The sequence below is a fragment of the Dyella sp. 05T440 genome (assembly GCF_056395965.1).
On record NZ_JBFTKN010000047.1, the window covers coordinates 1 to 403 of the forward strand.

Annotated in this window: 1 protein-coding gene; it reads right to left on the minus strand. The window is 71.5% G+C overall.

Annotation, left to right across the window (positions count from 1 at the left end; all coding sequences use genetic code 11):
• Positions 1-326: hypothetical protein (locus AC1DE1_RS20900; protein ID WP_477179356.1), on the minus strand; the 326-nt coding region annotated here is incomplete at its 3' end.
• Positions 327-403 lie beyond the last annotated feature (77 nt).

Genomic DNA, 403 nt, shown 5'->3' on the forward strand with positions numbered 1-403 from the left:
GCCTCCAGCTTGGCCAGCGGCCGCCAGCTGCAGAAGCGGCCCTGGTGATAGAAGAACGGCTCGGCGGCGTAGCGGGCGGCCAGGATGAACGGCGCACGCAGGGCGAAGGCGCGGTCGCGCCAGTAGCGCAGGCCGGCGTCCAGCCACTGGAAGGTGGTCTCGGCCAGCGGCAGGCCGTCGGAGCCGAGCATGGGTTCGGGGCTGGAGATGTCGGCGCTGGCGGCCACGTAGGGCAGGCCGATCTCGGCGCCGAGGTCGCGCACGGCCAGCGCCAGGTCCATGACCCGCGCCAGGCGCTCGTGATCCTCCCCCGTCGTCGCCGTCATGCGGGCGCTCTTTCCCTATCGGTTCCGATAGCTTGCGCACCGGGCCCAGGCTTTCGCAAGTTTCCCCGACGTTGGCA